The organism is Methylobacterium sp. ME121 (assembly GCF_000974725.1).
Lineage (GTDB): Bacteria > Pseudomonadota > Alphaproteobacteria > Rhizobiales > Beijerinckiaceae > Methylobacterium > Methylobacterium radiotolerans.
Map to the genome: position 1 here is coordinate 1 of NZ_BBUX01000063.1, position 13842 is coordinate 13842.

At 73.1% G+C, this 13842-nt stretch carries 9 protein-coding genes; 5 read left to right on the forward strand and 4 right to left on the reverse strand.

Annotated elements, in window-relative coordinates:
- From ME121_RS26060 to ME121_RS26070, 3 genes are all read left to right on the forward strand, one after another.
- A partial coding sequence (locus ME121_RS26060) for a transporter substrate-binding domain-containing protein (RefSeq protein WP_059409879.1) occupies positions 1-814 on the forward strand: 814 nt, incomplete at its 5' end.
- A gap of 403 nt (positions 815-1217) precedes the next feature.
- Complete coding sequence (locus tag ME121_RS26065) at positions 1218-2924, forward strand: lysine--tRNA ligase (protein WP_053622481.1); 1707 nt, start codon at positions 1218-1220, stop codon at positions 2922-2924.
- A gap of 7 nt (positions 2925-2931) precedes the next feature.
- A complete protein-coding gene (locus tag ME121_RS26070; RefSeq protein WP_024830442.1) occupies positions 2932-3543 on the forward strand; it encodes a pyridoxamine 5'-phosphate oxidase family protein in 612 nt (203 codons plus the stop codon).
- 129 nt (positions 3544-3672) lie between these two features.
- On the opposite strand, the gene ME121_RS26075 is transcribed toward ME121_RS26070, so the two are convergent.
- From ME121_RS26075 to ME121_RS26085, 3 genes are read right to left on the reverse strand one after another with little or no spacing between them, the layout of a single operon-like run.
- Complete coding sequence (locus ME121_RS26075; RefSeq protein WP_059409880.1) at positions 3673-4572, reverse strand: transglutaminase family protein; 900 nt, start codon at positions 4570-4572, stop codon at positions 3673-3675.
- Complete coding sequence (locus tag ME121_RS26080) at positions 4569-7106, reverse strand: circularly permuted type 2 ATP-grasp protein (protein ID WP_053622483.1); 2538 nt, start codon at positions 7104-7106, stop codon at positions 4569-4571. The genes ME121_RS26075 and ME121_RS26080 overlap by 4 nt, the downstream gene beginning before the upstream one ends.
- A 13-nt stretch (positions 7107-7119) precedes the next feature.
- A complete protein-coding gene (locus ME121_RS26085; protein WP_012318604.1) occupies positions 7120-10395 on the reverse strand; it encodes a transglutaminase family protein in 3276 nt (1091 codons plus the stop codon).
- 197 nt (positions 10396-10592) lie between these two features.
- Between ME121_RS26085 and ME121_RS26090 the strand changes: the two genes are divergently transcribed.
- The gene (locus ME121_RS26090) at positions 10593-11789 is read left to right on the forward strand and encodes a zinc-binding metallopeptidase family protein (protein WP_012318603.1); all 1197 of its coding nucleotides are present in this window, start codon (positions 10593-10595) and stop codon (positions 11787-11789) included.
- An 18-nt stretch (positions 11790-11807) separates the two neighbouring features.
- Here the strand turns inward: ME121_RS26090 and mntR are convergent, their stop codons facing one another.
- A complete protein-coding gene (mntR, locus tag ME121_RS26095) occupies positions 11808-12269 on the reverse strand; it encodes a manganese-binding transcriptional regulator MntR (RefSeq protein ID WP_012318602.1) in 462 nt (153 codons plus the stop codon).
- Between the two features lie 227 nt (positions 12270-12496).
- Here mntR and ME121_RS26100 point away from each other — a divergent pair, with 227 nt between their 5' ends.
- Positions 12497-13825, forward strand: a complete 1329-nt coding sequence (locus ME121_RS26100) for an Nramp family divalent metal transporter (RefSeq protein WP_012318601.1) — start codon at positions 12497-12499, stop codon at positions 13823-13825.
- Positions 13826-13842: the final 17 nt, after the last annotated feature.

Below are 13842 nucleotides of genomic sequence, written 5' to 3' on the forward strand. Positions count from 1 at the left end.
CCCTGCCGCCGCCACCGCCGGGGCCGCGGGCGGGACCGCGACCCCCGCCGTCGCGGTCCCGGATTTCTGGAACCCGCGCAGCCGGGGCGAGCGGATCGAGGCGCCGCAGACCGGGCGGGCGGTCCGCTTCCTCACGGACGACGAGTTCCCGCCGCTGCACTTCGCCGGCCCCGACGGCAACCCGACGGGCTTCGTGGTCGAGCTCGCCCGGGCCGTCTGCGAGAAGCTGACGATCACCTGCACGGTGCAGGCGCGCCGCTTCGACACCCTGCTCGACGCCCTCGACGGCAAGCAGGGCGACGTGGTCGCGGCCGCCATCCCGCTGACCGCGCCCCTGCGGTCGAAATTCCTGGCGACGCGGCCGTATTTCCGCTGGCCGGCGCGCTTCGCGGCCCGGACCGACAAGGGCCTGCCGGTCCCCTCGGCGGCGGCGCTCGCCGGCCGCAGCGTCGGGGTCATCGCCGGCAGCGCCCACGCGGCCTACCTGAAGGCGTTCTTCCCGAAGGCCGTGCCCAAGGACTTCACAGACCTCACGGCGGCCGAGAGCGCGCTCAAGCGCGGCGAGATCGACTACCTGTTCGCCGACGGCCTGAACCTCGCCCTCTATGTCGGCGGCCAGGACGCGGAGAATTGCTGCGCGCTGACCGGCGGCGACTACCTGGAGAACCGCTATTTCGGCGAGGGCATCGGCCTGATCACCCGCCAGGAGGACGTAGCGCTGTCCCGAGCATTGGACGACGCGCTCCAGCGGGTCTGGGACGACGGGAAGTACACCGAGCTGTACCTGCGGTTCTTCCCGGTGAGCCCGTTCTGAGGACTTTCATCGCCGGCGGGAACCGGGAATCCTGCCCGCCGGGCCACGGTTGCCGGATGGCACCAAGACGGATCTGCTCGAGAAGGCCGCGGCCTCGAAGGAGAGCCCCAGTCAGCGCAGCGGTCTCTGAAGGGCTCCTTCGAGGCCTCCGCTGCGCTGCGGCACCTCAGGATGAGGGCGCGATTGGGATCTCCGGAATTCTGGAATCGTCCTGGCCGGATCAGGAAGCCGAACGGATGAGGCATATGTCTGCCGAGCCGAAACCGAGGTGCGCTGTCACAGGTCTCCCGCGGGCCCACGATGGAACTCCGCAATGCACCCTCGGGCGTTCCGCTCCGATGCGAACCGCTCTAGGGTGCGCGCTCTCCATCCGCGTCCAGCCCCGAAGATCATCCCCGAAGACATGCCCGCCGCTCCCCCAGCCCTGACCCTCGACGCCGACATCATCGAGGCCGCCGCCAACGCCGCCGCCTGGCCCTTCGAGGAGGCGCGCAAGCTCGTGGCGCGGCTGGAGAAATCCGGCAAGGCCGAGGTCCTGTTCGAGACCGGCTACGGCCCCTCGGGCCTGCCGCATATCGGCACGTTCGGCGAGGTTGCCCGCACCTCCATGGTGCGGCACGCCTTCCGGGTGCTCACCCGCGACGCGGTGCCGACCCGGCTGATCGCCTTCTCGGACGACATGGACGGGCTGCGCAAGGTTCCCGACAACGTGCCGAACCGCGCGATGCTGGCCGACCATCTCAACCAGCCGCTGACCCGCGTGCCCGACCCGTTCGGCACCCATGACAGCTTCGGGGCGCACAACAACGCCGAGCTGCGCCGCTTCCTCGACGCGTTCGGATTCGCCTACGAGTTCCGCTCGGCGACCGAGTGCTACCGCGCCGGCGTGTTCGACGCGACGCTGCTGCGCGTGCTGGAGCGCTACGATGCCGTGATGGAGATCATGCTGCCGTCGCTGCGGGCCGAGCGCTCGGCGAGCTACTCGCCGTTCCTGCCGCTCCACCCGGTCACCGGCCACGTGATGCAGGTGCCGATCGACGAGGTGAAGGCGGAGAGCGGCACGATCGTGTGGCGCGATCCCGCCACGGGCGAGCGCTACGAGACCCCGGTGACCGGCGGCCACGCCAAGCTGCAATGGAAGCCCGACTGGGCGATGCGCTGGGTGGCGCTCGGCGTCGATTACGAGATGGCCGGCAAGGACCTGATCGACTCGGTCAAGCTCTCCGCCAAGATCGCCCGAGCGCTCGGCGGCGAGCCGCCGGAGGGCTTCAATTACGAGCTGTTCCTGGACGAGAAGGGCCAGAAGATCTCGAAGTCGAAGGGCAACGGCCTGACGATCGACGCGTGGCTCACCTACGGCACGCCGGAATCGCTGGCCCTGTTCATGTACAACAAGCCGCGCGAGGCCAAGCGCCTGTTCTTCGACGTGATCCCCCGGCACGTCGACGAGTATATCGGCTTCCTCGACCGCTACGCCGGCCAGGACGCGAAGCTGCGCCTCGGCAACCCGGTCTGGCACCTCCACGCCGGCAACCCGCCGGAGCCCGAGCGGGTCGAGGGCGCGAGCCTGACCTTCGCGATGCTGCTCAACCTCGCGGCGGTCGCCAACACCGAGGATCCGGCGGTGCTGTGGGGCTTCATCCGCCGCTACGCGCCGCGGACCGGTCCGGAGACCCATCCGGGCCTCGACCGGCTGGTGAAGCACGCGCTGAAGTACTTCTCGGACTTCGTGCGGCCGGCCAAGACCTACCGGGCGCCGACGCCCGAGGAGCGGGCGGCCCTGGAGGACCTCGCGGAGACCCTCACGGAACATGCCGGCTCCACCGATCCGGAGGCGCTGCAGGCGGCGGTCTACGAGGTCGGCCGGCGCCACTTCCCCGACACGTCCGGCAAGGCCAAGAGCCCGGACGGGCGGCCCGGCGTGTCGCAGGCGTGGTTCACGAGCCTCTACAACGTGCTGTTCGGCGAGGCGCGCGGACCCCGGTTCGGCTCCTTCGTGGCCCTCTACGGCGTCGACGAGACCCGCGGCCTGATCGCCGCGGCCCTGTCGGGGGCGCTCGTGGCCGAGCACGCAGCCTTCGCGGCCGGCAAGGCGGCCCCGGTCGCGTGAGGGCGCGATGATCGTCGACGATCTCGCCGCCCTGGAGGCGATCTACAGCGCGCCCCTGGCGCCCGCCTCCACGGTGAAGGTGGCGGCCGCGATCACGCCGGACTACGCGGCGCTGATCGCGGCCTCGCCCTTCGCGGTGCTGGCGACCGCCGGCCCCGAGGGGCTCGATTGCAGCCCGCGCGGGGACCAGCCGGGCTTCGTGCGGGTCGCCGACCCGCGCACGCTGATCCTGCCGGACCGGCGCGGCAACAACCGGATCGACTCGCTGCGCAACATCGTGCGCGATCCCCGGGTCGCGCTGCTGTTCCTGATCCCCGGTTCGGGCACGACGCTGCGGGTGAACGGGCGGGCGGTGATCTCGGCCGACCCGGATCTCCTCGCGTCCTTCAGCGTGGACGGCCACGCGCCGCGCACCGCGATCGTGATCACTGTGGAGGAGATCTACTTCCAGTGCGCGCGGGCGATCATCCGGGCGAAGCTGTGGGATCCGGACACCCGCGTCGACCCGGAGAGCCTGCCGACGCCGGGGGCGATCCTGGCGGCGCTCACCGCGGGCGCGGTCGGCGGTGCGCGCTACGACGCGGACTGGCCGGAGCGGGCGGCCAAGACGATGTGGTGAGGGCCGGCATCCGCGACACGCCGCGATCGTTGCCGGTGCGCCTCCGCGAAGCCATCCCGCAGCGCCACGTCCGCCGATGTCGCGCCGCGCCAAGTCGCCCCGCTCCGCTCGCGAGGACGGAGCGTCCCCTCACCCCACCAGCGCGAGATCCTGCGTCTCGGTGTCGGGGATGACGTCGACCTCGACCTTGAGGCGCTGCTTGCCCGAGCCGCTGACGATGCCGTCGACCGGCGCCACGTCGCCGTAGTCGCGGCCGCGGGCCACCACGATGTGGTCGTCCCGCACCGCGACGCCGTTGGTCGGGTCGAGGCCGAGCCAGCCCGCGCCGCACCAGACCGCCACCCAGGCGTGGCTCGCATCCGCCCCGCGCAGGCGCGGCCGGCCCGGCGGCGGCATGGTGCGCAGGTAGCCGCTGACGTAGGCCGCCGGCAGGCCCATCCCGCGCAGGGCGGCGATCATCACGTGGGCGAAGTCCTGGCAGACCCCGGCCCGGAGCGCGAAGGATTCGGCGAGCGGCGTGGAGACGGTGGTCGCCTTGGAATCGAAGCGGAAGTCCCGGCCGATCCGCAGCATCAGGTCGTGGGCCGCCCCGTAGGCGCTGCGCCCGGCGGCGAAGCTCGGCCGGGCGTAGTCGGTGATCGCGGGCAGCAGCGGCACCCGGGTGCTCGGGAACAGGAAGTGCACCGGCGCCCGGCCGCCGAGGTCGCGCCCGGCCAGAACGGCATCGCGGACCCGCTCCCAGGGCATCCCGGATTCCGGCGGCGGCGGGGCCGGGCGCTCGACCCGCACGGTGGAGAGCGCCTCGACGCTGAAGGCGGTGTGCGGCGTCTCCAGGGTGATCGCCACCGCGTCGATCCCGAGATAGTCGCGCCGCATCACCGCGCGGGCGGGGCTCGGGTCGATCGTGACGGCGCTCGCCAGCACGCTCTGGCCCTCGCCGTCCTGCGGCTTGAGCCGCAGGGTGCAGCGGGCGAAGTGCACCGGCCGGCCGTAGCGGTAGGCGGTGCGGTGGCGCAGCGTGTAGATCACGCGAGCCCCGTCAGCTTCTCGGGGCGCAGCGCGTTCGACCCGGTGGGGAAGTAGCGGGCCGCGATGCCGTCGGCGAGGCGCTCCAGGTCGGTCGCGAGGGCGGTGAGGCGCACGGCGTCGAAATCCGCGGCCTCGCCGCTGCGCAGCTCCGCCAGGATCCGGGTGGCGAGCCGGCACTGCGGTTCGGGGATCCCGTCCGCGGCGAGCGCCGGCAGGTCGGCGAGGTGCCGGGTGATCGCCTCGGCCTGGAAGGCGATCGAGCGCGGGTTGTAGGGGTCGAGCAGCACCATGTCGCGGACCGGGTCGAGGGCCGCCCCCTGCAGGTAGCGCCGCCCGTAGCTGATCTGCGAGTCGCACAGGGACAGCATCACCCCGAGGCAGCCGGGAGTCGCCTCGTCGTTGGCGAAGGCCAGCGCGAAGGCGCCGGTGTTGATCGCCCGCTCGATCCGCCGGCCGAGCTCGATGAAGTGCCAGCCCTCGGCCCGGCTCATGTTCTCGTGGGTGAGGCCGGCGAGCGCCGCGAGCTGGCTCAGCGCCCGCTCGGCGCGGCCCGCGAGCTGCGACTCGGTGAAGGCCCGCTCGGGGTCGAGGGACAGGAACTCGTTCAGGTCGGCCAGGACCCGCCACGCCTCGCCGGAGAGGCGGGCGCGGAGCGCGGCGGCGTTGCGGCGGGCCGCGAGGATGTGGGACCGGGCCGAGCCCGACCGGTCGCGCCCGGAGAGCGCCTCCTGGGCGAGGCGGGCGGTGGGCAGGTCGGCGGCACTGACGGCGCCCCACTCGTGCAGCAGGGCCCGGAGCGCCAGGGCCGCCGGCGTGTCGAGGGCGCCCGAGATGTCGGTCCCGACCGCGTCGCCGACGCTGCGCAGGTGGGCGAGCACCAGCCGGATCACCGCCTCGCCGCGCTCCAGGTAGCGGCCGAGCCAGAACAGGCCGTCGGCGGCCCGGGCGGGGAGGTGGCCGCCGACCCGCCGCACCCGCGGGGCCGCCTGCGCGCCGATCAGGGGCGCGGCGACCGGCTCCTCGGACAGGACCCAGACGTCGGCGGAGCGGATGCCGAGCCGCAGCTCGATCGGGTCGACGTCCTCGCGCTCCGAGACCCGGCAGAAGCCGCCGGGCATGACCTGCCAGCCGAGCGGCGTGCGCGCGGCGAAGACGCGGACCACGAAGGGGCGGGGCGTCAGGAACAGGCCGTCCGGGCCGCGCTCCCAGCCCGGCATGGTCGAGAGCGGCGCCGCCTCCTGGGCGACGTAGTCGAAGGGCCGGTCGCGCAGGGCCGCCACGACCCGCTCCCGCTCCGCCGCCAGGACCGGGCCGGCCAGGATCGCGTCGCGCCCCGCCCCGCGCTGGGGCGTGGCGGCCGGGCGCAGGGTCAGGCTGTCGAGGTTGGCCCGCGCGTGCGCCAAGCCCTCGAGGTCGCCGCACCACCACGTGCGCGGGTGGCCGAGCCGCAGGGGCTCGCCCAGCACCCGGCGGGCGATGCCGTCGAGATAGGGCGCGAGCGCGGCCGACTCGACGAGCCCCGCGCCCGGCATGTTGGCCATCACCAGGGAGCCGTTGCGCAGGGCGTCCAGGATGCCGGGCACGCCGAGCCGCGAGGCCGGGTTCAGCTCCAGCGGGTCGAGGAAGTCGGCGTCGATCCGCCGCCACAGGGCGTCGGCGCGCTTCAGGCCCGAGACGGTGCGCACGTGCAGGCGCCCGTCCCGCATGACGAGGTCGTCGCCCTCCACCAGCATCAGGCCGAGATAGCGGGCCAGCGCCGCCTGCTCGACGTAGGTGCTGCTGTACGGGCCGGAGGTCAGCAGGCAGATCCGCGGGTCCGAGCGCTCGGCACCGAGCGCCAGGCCGTCGCGGAACGCCTGGAAGAAGGCCGGCAGGCGCTCGACGTGGAGGTCCTGGAAGAAGTCCGGGAAGGTCCGGGCGAGGACCATGCGGTTCTCCAGCGCCCAGCCGAGGCCCGAGGGCGCCTGCGTCCGGTCGGCGAGCACCTGCCAGCGCCCGTCCGGTCCCCGGCCGAGATCGGCGGCGTAGAGCTTGAGGTAGTGGCCGCCGGGGGGCGCGACCCCGTGGAGCGGGTGCAGGAACTCCGGCGTCCCGGCGACGATCGCGGCGGGCAGGAGCCCCTCGGCGACGAGCCGCCCCTCCCCGTAGGCGTCCGCGAGGATCGCCTCCATCAGCTCCGCGCGCTGGACGATCCCGGCGCTGAGCGCCGCCCATTCCGGTCCCTCGATCACGAGGGGCAGGCAGCCCAGCGGCCAGGGGTGCTCGCGCTGGTCGCCGGCGATGCGGAACGAGATGCCCGCGTCCCGGATGTGCCGCTCCGCCGCGACGAAGCGGGCCATGATCTCCGGCTCGGTGAGCCCGCCGAGGCGGTCGAGCAGGCGCGGCCACGCCCCGCGGGGCGAACCGTCGGGGCCCAGGAACTCGTCCGGCCGGCCGGGGGCGGGGCGGTAGCCCGCGCACCAGCGGGCGACGCGCTCCCGCGCGCCCTCCGGCCGCTCGGCCCGGCCGCGGCTGCCCGCGAGCGCCGCCTCCATCACGGATCCCCGGTCATTGTGGGGCCGGCGTCCGCAGGTCGAGGGTCAGCGGGAACTCGGCGCTCGATTCCGGGCGGGGCATCTCCACCCGGCCCGGCGTGTGGCCGTTCGGCTGGAACCGGGCGAGGCGCCGGCCCTCCGCCTCGTAGGCGTTGACCGGATGGGTCTCGTAGTTGCGCCCGCCCGGATGGGCGACGTGGTAGCGGCAGCCGCCGAGGGAGCGCCCGCTCCAGGCGTCGAGGATGTCGAAGGTCAGCGGCGAGTGGGCCGGGATGGTCGGGTGCAGGGAGGAGGCCGGCTGCCACGCCTTGAAGCGCAGCCCCGCCACGGCCTCGCCGCCGCGGCCGGTGCCGGTCATGGGCAGGCGGCGGCCGTTGCAGGCGATGACGTGCCGCTCGGGCACGAAGCCCTCGACCCTGACCTGCAGCCGCTCGACCGAACTGTCGACGAAGCGCACGGTGCCCCCGCTGGTCCCTTCCTCGCCCATCACGTGCCAGGGCTCGAGCGCCTGGCGCAATTCCATCCGGACCCCGCCCTGCTCGATCGTGCCGAAGACCGGGAACCGGAACAGGGCCTGCGCCTCGAAGGCGACCGGATCGAAATCGTACCCCGCCGCCCGGAGATCCTCCAGCACCGAGAGGAAGTCGGACCAGAGGAAATGCGGCAGCATGAACCGATCGTGGAGGTTCGTGCCCCAGCGGACACAGCCGCCGGTCTGCGGCTCGCGCCACAGCCAGGCCACGAGGGCGCGGAGCAGGAGCTGCTGCGCGAGGCTCATCCGCGCGTCCGGCGGCATCTCGAAGGCGCGGAACTCCAGCAGGCCGAGGCGCCCGGTCGGGCCGTCCGGCGAGTAGAGCTTGTCGATGCAGATCTCGGCCCGGTGGGTGTTGCCGGTGACGTCGACGAGGATGTTGCGGAAGATCCGGTCGACCAGCCAGCGCGGGATGTTGGGCGCGTCCGGGGCCGGCACCTGGGCCAGCGCGATCTCCAGCTCGTAGAGCCCGTCGTGGCGGGCCTCGTCCATGCGCGGCGCCTGGCTCGTGGGCCCGATATAGAGGCCCGAGAACAGGTACGAGAGCGCAGGGTGGCGCTGCCAGTAGAGCACGAGGCTCTTGAGCAGGTCGGGCCGGCGCAGGAACGGGGAATCGTCCGGCGTGACGCCGCCCATGACCACGTGGTTGCCGCCGCCGGTGCCGGTGTGGCGCCCGTCGGTCATGAACTTCTCCGCGCCGAGCCGGGTCTGCCTCGCCTCAGCGTACAAGTCGGTGGTGATGGCGACCGCCTCCCGCCACGAGGCGGCCGGGTGGACGTTCACCTCGATCACGCCCGGATCGGGCGTCACCTTGATCACGCCGATCCGCGGGTCGTAGGGCGGCTCGTAGCCCTCGAGGTGGATCGGCAGGTTCAGCTCGGCGGCGGCCGCCTCGAGGTGGCCGGCGAGTTCGAGATACTCGTCGGCGCGCTGCACCGGCGGCATGAACACCCGCACCACCCCGTCGCGGGGCTCGATCGACAGGGCCGTGCGCACCGCCACGCCGGTGACGCCGGCACCGTTGGCGACCGCGCCGGGATGCCCGTCGGGGAGGGCAGTGCGGGGCTCCAGCGGGTCCTGCGGCTGATAGTAGGGATAGTGCTCCGGCGGCACGTAGGGCAGGGACGACAGCGGCAGGCGGAAGCCCACCGGGGAATCGCCCGGCACCAGGAAGGCGGCCCCGCGGCGGAACTCCCACTTCTCGGAGATCCAGACCCTGTCGGCGTCGCCGTCACGGCCGGTCGGCAGGCTGGCGAGCGGCAGGACGTAGCCCGCGGCCTCCCCGAGGCCGCGGGCGTAGACCCGCCTGATCCGGGCGTCGAACTCCGCCGAGCCGGACCGGGCCGCCCCGGGCGTGACGTTGACCGGCAGCGCCGCGGTCTTCTTCTCCCAGAGCTCCCCGTCCTCGAAGGCCGGGAAGACGTAGTCGGCGAGGCCGAGGCGGCGGGCCAGCGCGCCGGCGAGCGCCTCGGCCTGCGCGATGGTGGCTTGTCCCGCCTCCCCGGCGACCACCTCCGGCGCGATCAGGTCCGGGTCGCGCCAGATCGGCTTGCCGTCCTTGCGCCAGTAGAGCGCGAAGGCCCAGCGGGGCAGGCTCTCGCCGGGATACCACTTCCCCTGGCCGTAATGGAGCAGCCCCCCCGGGCCGAACCGGTCGCGCAGGCGCCGGATCAGCCGGTCGGCGAGCCCCCGCTTGGTCGGGCCGACGGCCGCGATGTTCCACTCGGGCGACTCGAAATCGTCCACCGACACGAAGGTCGGCTCGCCGCCCATGGTCAGCCGCACGTCCTGCGCGGCGAGGTCGGCGTCGACCCGCTCGCCCAGCGCGTCCATGGCGGCCCAGACGGCTTCCGGGAACGGCTTGGTGATCCGCGGCGTCTCGGCGACGCGGGTGATGGTCATCTTGAAGTCGAACGTGGTCTCGGCCGGCTCGACGGCGCCGGAGATCGGCGCGGCCGCGTGGTAGTGCGGCGTCGCGGCGAGCGGGATGTGGCCCTCGCCGGTGAGCAGACCCGATGTGGCGTCCATCCCGACCCAGCCGGCGCCCGGCAGGTAGACTTCGGCCCAGGCGTGCAGGTCGGTGAAATCCGCCGCGGCGCCGGTCGGCCCGTCGACCGCGGTCGTGTCGGGCACGAGCTGGATCAGGTAGCCGGAGACGAACCGGGCGGCGAGCCCGATCCGGCGCAGCACCTGCACGAGCAGCCACGCCGAGTCGCGGCAGGAGCCGCTCTTCAGCCGCAGGGTCTCGGCCGGGGTCTGGACGCCCGGCTCCATCCGGACGCCGTAGGCGGTCTCCCGGGCGATCAGGCCGTTCAGCGCCACCAGGAACTGGACGGTGCTGGGCTCCTCCGGGAGACGGGCGAGCAGCGCCTCCATCTCCGGACCCTCCGCGTCGACGGGGGTGAGGTAGGGGGCCAGCTCCTCGGCGAGACCGCGATCGTACGCGAACGGCCGGACCTGCGCGTAATCCTCCACGAAGAAGTCGAACGGGTTGATCACCGCCATGTCGGCGGTGAGGTCGACCTCGATCTTCAGTTCGTCGGTCTTCTCCGGGAAGACGAGGCGGGCGAGCCAGTTGCCGCTGGGATCCTGCTGCCAGTTCAGGAAGTGGTTGGCCGGCGTCACCGTGAGCGCGTAGGCCGGGACCTTGGTGCGGGCGTGCGGGGCCGGACGCAGGCGGATCACCTGGGGGCCCAGGCTGATCGGCCGGTCGTAGCGGTAATGCGTGACGTGGTGCAGGGCGGCTTTGATCGACACGATGGCTCCGTCGAAAGGATCGAACGCGGTCGCGCCGCCGGTCCCTGGCGCCGGCGCCCGCCGCACGGTTACGCGATACGGCCCCGCCGACAAGCAATTTCCGTGCGGCGGGCGGGCACCGCGGCGCCTGGCAGGAACTTTGCCGCCCGGCCCCGCTTGACCGGAAGGTGGGTCGGCCGCCGGCCCGGGACCGCGCGATGAAGATCTTCCAGTGCCAGGCCTGCGACCAGCCGGTCACCTTCGAGGCGACCGCCTGCGAGAGCTGCGCGCGGCCGCTGGGCTACGCCTGCGCGGTCCACGAGGTCTCGGCGCTGGAGCCGCAGGGCCTCTCGGCCCACCCGCTGATGGGCGGGGCGCAGGTCTTCCACGCCTACGCGGATCCCGGCCGGCGCTACCGGCTGTGCAACAACGCCCTCGCGCAGGCCTGCAACTGGCTGGTGCCGGAGGACAGCCCCGACATCTACTGCACCGCCTGCCGCCACAACCGCGTGGTCCCGGACCTGTCGCAGCCCTGGAACCTCGCCCGCTGGCGCCCGATCGAGGCGGCCAAGCACCGGCTGTTCTACTCGCTGCTGCGCCTGGAACTGCCGCTCGCCACCCGCGCCCAGTACACGGACGGGCTGGCCTTCGACTTCCTGGTCGACCCGTCCGAGAGCGTCTCCGGCGGGCCGCCGGTGCTGACGGGCCACATCAACGGCCTGATCACCATGAACATCGCCGAGGCCGACGACGTCGAGCGGGAGCGTCGCCGGATCCTCTTCGGCGAGCATTACCGCACCCTGCTCGGCCATTTCCGGCACGAGATCGGGCATTACTTCTGGTACCTGCTGGTGCTGAACAGCCCCTCCTGGGAACCGTTCCGGGCCCTGTTCGGCGACGAGCGGCTGAACTACGTCCAGGCCCTGCAGGACCACTACGCCAGGGGCGCGCCGGCCGATTGGGACGAGGCCTACGTCTCGGCCTACGCCACCGCGCATCCGTGGGAGGATTTCGCCGAGACCTTCGCGCATTACCTGCACATCGTCGACACGGTGGAGACCGCCTCGACCTTCGAGCTGCACGTGCGCCCGCGCCTGCGCCAGCGGGGGCAGTCCGGGCCGCCGGCGCCGACCGTGATCGATTTCGATCCCTACAACACCCTGGATCTCGACCGGCTGATCGCCGCGTGGCTGCCGCTCACCTACGCGATCAACTCGCTGTCCCACAGCATGGGCCAGCCGGCGCTCTACCCGTTCAAGCTGACGCCCGCGGTGATCGCCAAGCTCGCCTTCGTGCACGAGCGGATCTACGCCTCCCGCACCGGCACCCTGCCGGATGCCGGCGAGGCCGGGGCCGAGATGCTCCGGGCGGTGATCCTGGGCCTGCGCCAGAAGGTGGCGGCGCCGACGGTGTGAGGGCCGGAGAGGGGCGCCTCACGCCCCCCCGTGCCGCTCCGCGAAGGCGCGGAACGCCGCGAGCGTCTCGGCGCTGACGTGGTGCTCGATCCCCTCCGCGTCCCGCCGGGCGGTCTCGGGGCTCACCCCCAGCGCGCACAGGAAGCGCTCGACGATGCGGTGGCGCTCCCGGGCCTGCGCGGCGAGCCGGCGGCCGGCCTCGGTCAGGAACACGCCGCGATAGGGCCGCTGCTGCACGAAGCCGTCCTCGCACAGGCGCTTCAGCATCTTGGCGACGGTCGGCTGCGCCACGCCGAGCCGGGCCGCGATGTCCACCTGCCGCGCCTCGCCGCCGTCGCCGATCAGGTCGTCGATCAACTCGACGTAATCCTCCACGAGCTCCGAGCGCCGCGCCTCGCGGGCCTGGCGGAAGCTCTCCACGTGGCGCTCGGGATCGACCAGCACGGTCTCGGGCGAGCCCGGCTCGGACGGTTCCTGCATCGGCTCTCCCCCACCACGGCCCGCGCGGGCCGCCCCGGCCCCTGTCTAGCAAACACCGCCCCCGGGAGGGGAGTCCCGCGGAGGCGGTGCAGGCCCCCGGAATTCCGGCCCTGACTCCTGACCCTGGAATCCCGATCCTGGAATCCCGATCCTGGGATCCGGGCCCTTGAATCCCGGCGCCGAACCCTGAATATAGCCTCCGCTATATCTTTGAGGAGAGGGTGAGCATGGTGGCGCCGAACGCCGCGACGGCCCCCGGGCGCGCCGCGCCCGGGGCGATGAGCCGGCGGACCGAGGGCGCGATCCGCGACGTCCTCGACGGCCGTCCCGGCGGCCGGGCCCGGTTCCTGCTGTTCGCCGGCCCCGCCGTGACGGCGTCGATCGCCTACATGGACCCCGGGAATTTCGCGACCAACATCCAGGCCGGCGCCCGCTACGGCTACGGCCTGCTCTGGGTGGTGCTGCTCGCCAACCTGACGGCGATGCTGTTCCAGGCCCTGTCGGCCAAGCTCGGCATCGTCACGGGCAAGAACCTCGCCGAGCATTGCCGGGACGCGACGACGCGGCCGGTGCGCCTCGCCCTGTGGGGCATCAGCGAGGTCGCCGCCATGGCGACCGACCTCGCGGAGTTCCTCGGCGGCGCCATCGGCCTGTCGCTGCTCACCGGCATGCCGCTCATGGCCGGCATGGGCATCACCGCGGTGGTCACCTACGCGATCCTGCTCCTGGAGAACGAGGGCTTCCGGCCGCTGGAGATCGCCATCGGCGCGATGGTCGGCACGATCGGCCTCTGCTACGCGGTCGAGCTCCTGGTCGCGCCCGTGGCCTGGGGCGAGGCGGCCAAGGGTCTCGTCACCCCGCGGATCCCGGACGCGCAGGCGCTCACCATCGCGGTCGGGATCATCGGCGCCACCGTGATGCCGCACGCGCTGTTCCTGCATTCGGGCCTGACCCAGGGACGGGGCAATCCCCGCACCGAGGCCGACCGGCGCCTGCTGGTGCGCTACTCGAACCGCGAGGTGGTGGTGGCGCTGCTGCTGGCGGGCCTCGTCAACATGGCGATGGTGATCATGGCGGCGGCGGCCTTCCACGTCGGCCACAGCGAGGTGGCGGAGATCGGCGAGGCCTACCGCACCCTGACGCCGCTCCTCGGGCCCGCCGCGGGGGCGGCCTTCCTGGTGTCGCTGCTCGCCTCCGGGATCTCCTCCTCGGTGGTGGGCACGCTCGCCGGGCAATTGGTGATGCAGGGCTTCACCGGCTGGCGCATCCCGCTCCTCGCCCGCCGGCTCGTGACCATGCTGCCGGCCTTCGCGGTGGTGGCGATCGGGGTCGACCCGACCCAGGCGCTGGTCCTGTCGCAGGTGGTGCTGTCGCTCGCCCTGCCGGTCCCGATGGTGGCGCTGGTGGTGTTCACCCGCCGCCGCAGCGTGATGGGGCCCTTCGCCAACGGCCCGCTCACCCAGGCCGCCGCCGTGGCGGGGGCGGCTCTGGTGCTCGCCCTCAACATGGTGCTGCTGGCGGCGGCCTTCGGGCTGCCGGTGCCGGGGCTGGAGTGAGCGCCCCCTGACGGCCC

Bases quoted from the DNA above. Each gene is read 5' to 3' on its own strand.
- ME121_RS26065 (WP_053622481.1), top strand. From the start codon at position 1,218: ATGCCCGCCGCTCCCCCAGCCCTGACCCTCGACGCCGACATCATCGAG.
- ME121_RS26070 (WP_024830442.1), top strand. From the start codon at position 2,932: ATGATCGTCGACGATCTCGCCGCCCTGGAGGCGATCTACAGCGCGCCC.
- ME121_RS26080 (WP_053622483.1), bottom strand. From the start codon at position 7,106: ATGGAGGCGGCGCTCGCGGGCAGCCGCGGCCGGGCCGAGCGGCCGGAG.
- ME121_RS26090 (WP_012318603.1), top strand. From the start codon at position 10,593: ATGAAGATCTTCCAGTGCCAGGCCTGCGACCAGCCGGTCACCTTCGAG.
- mntR (WP_012318602.1), bottom strand. From the start codon at position 12,269: ATGCAGGAACCGTCCGAGCCGGGCTCGCCCGAGACCGTGCTGGTCGAT.
- ME121_RS26100 (WP_012318601.1), top strand. From the start codon at position 12,497: ATGGTGGCGCCGAACGCCGCGACGGCCCCCGGGCGCGCCGCGCCCGGG.